The sequence below is a fragment of the Sinorhizobium saheli genome (assembly GCF_001651875.1).
GTDB lineage: Bacteria > Pseudomonadota > Alphaproteobacteria > Rhizobiales > Rhizobiaceae > Sinorhizobium > Sinorhizobium saheli.
On sequence record NZ_LNQB01000012.1, the window covers coordinates 1 to 1,875 of the forward strand.

At 64.3% G+C, this 1,875-nt stretch carries 2 protein-coding genes; both read right to left on the bottom strand.

Annotated features, from left to right (window positions below):
- Positions 1-1,494 (bottom strand): IS66 family transposase (tnpC, locus tag ATB98_RS00075; protein ID WP_234781821.1); only part of this gene is annotated, 1,494 nt, incomplete at its 3' end.
- A 45-nt stretch (positions 1,495-1,539) separates the two neighbouring features.
- The gene (tnpB, locus tag ATB98_RS00080; protein WP_234781822.1) at positions 1,540-1,842 is read right to left on the bottom strand and encodes an IS66 family insertion sequence element accessory protein TnpB; all 303 of its coding nucleotides are present in this window, start codon (positions 1,840-1,842) and stop codon (positions 1,540-1,542) included.
- Positions 1,843-1,875: the final 33 nt, after the last annotated feature.

Sequence of the window (1,875 nt, forward strand, 5' to 3'; positions counted from 1 at the left end):
CCGTTGCGCGATGTTGATGCGGACACGCTTCCAATGTTTACAGACACTTAACGAAGGGGTGCATAATGAAACACGTCTCGCGAAGCCGCGCAGCGCCCGTTCGGCGGCGTTGTTGGTGAGGCAGATCCGGCCGTCGCCGAGGAAGGTCGTGAAGCCGTCCCAGCGCTTCAGCATGTAATCGATCGGCTCAGTGACCGGTGAACTGCGCGACAGCTTTGTTCGCTCAGATCGAAGCCAGGTCTGAAGCTCATCAACGAGCGGACGGCTGTCCTTCTGACGTCGTTGCAGGCGCGAGGTGGCGGAGAGACCGTTGATGTCGCGCTCGATGTCGAACAGCGCGTCGATGCGCTTGACCGCCTCGAGCGCGACCGGAGAGATCGGCGCGGCGTTCTTTCCGCGTTTGGCGTTGCTGGCGATGTCGGCAAGCACGAAGAATTTGCGCCGAGAATGGGCCCAGCACAGCGCCTGCGTCAGCGGAACGGGATCGCGATCCACCTTGAACAGCGGATTGTAGCCGCCATAGGCGTCGGCCTGCAGAATGCCGGTGAAGTTCTTCAAATGACGCTCGGGATGCTCCTGCCGCCGGTCGCGCGAGGCATAATAGAGCGCCGCCGGTGGCGATTGCCCGCCGAACGGCCGGTCATCTCTGACATAAGTCCAGATGCGACCCGTATCGGTCTTCCCCTTCGCCAGGATCGGCAAGGTGGTGTCGTCGCCATGCAGTCGTTCGGCGGCCAGCACATGCGCTTCGATCAGCGCATGCAGCGGCTTTAATACCGCGGCGCAGGCCCCGACCTGGTCGGCAAGCGTCGACAGGCTGAGGTCGATGCCCTCGCGAGCATAGCGCTCACTCTGCCGGTTCAGCGGCTGGTGCTGGCCGAACTTCTCGAACAGGATCATTGCTAAGAGGTTCGGCCCGGCAAAGCCGCGCGGCGTCACATGGAAGGGTGCCGGCGGCTGGGTGATCTTCTCGCATTCGCGGCAAGAGAACTTCTCGCGCACGGTCTGGATCACCTTCCACTGACGCGGGATCACCTCCAGCGTCTCGGTGACGTCTTCACCCAGCTTCGCCAGTTTGGCCGAGCCGCAGCACGGGCAGTTCGAAGGCGCGGCAATGACGACGCGCTCGCGCGGCAGATGCTCGGGAAACGGCTTGCGCGATGGACGCCTGCGCTCGAAGGCCCTGACCGTCGAGGAACGTGCCGCCATCTCCGCCGCCAGTTCGTCTTCGCTGGCGTCGGCCTCCAACTCCTCGAGCTGCAACTCCATCTGTTCGAGAAGCCGGGCCTTGCGCTCCGAGCGACTGCCGTGGATGTCGCGCTTCAGCTTCTCGATCTCGAGCCGCAGCCGGGCGATCAGCGCATCCGAGTGTGCGTTCACGGCCTGGGCGCGGGCGGCAAGCGCTTCGGCTTCGCGGCGGGCTGCACGCTCGGCGAGGATCATCGCGTGCGCACTGGCGAGGTCGTCGGGAAGCAGATCGGCCGCATCGGTCATGGCGGGATGGAATCATATTCGCTCCCGCCATGCCAGCGGTTTTGCTCATCCCGCCGACGTCGGACGCCAGGTTTTTTGCGGCATTCGCCAGTCGATGCCTTCGAGCAAATAGCCGAGCTGCGCCGGCGTGATCACGACCGTGCCGTCGGCCGCCGATGGCCAGATGAACCGCCCACGCTCGAGCTTCTTCGTAAACAGGCAGGCACCCTGGCCGTCGTGCCAGATCACCTTGATCACCCCGCCGCTCCGCCCCCGGAAGACGAACAGATGGCCGCTCAACGGATATGTGGCGCGCCACATATCCGATGATATGCGTCGGATGAGATTATGTGGCGGCGTCGCTCGCAGTGCTGCGTTTCCCGGCCGGGTGCCCGCTCGGCC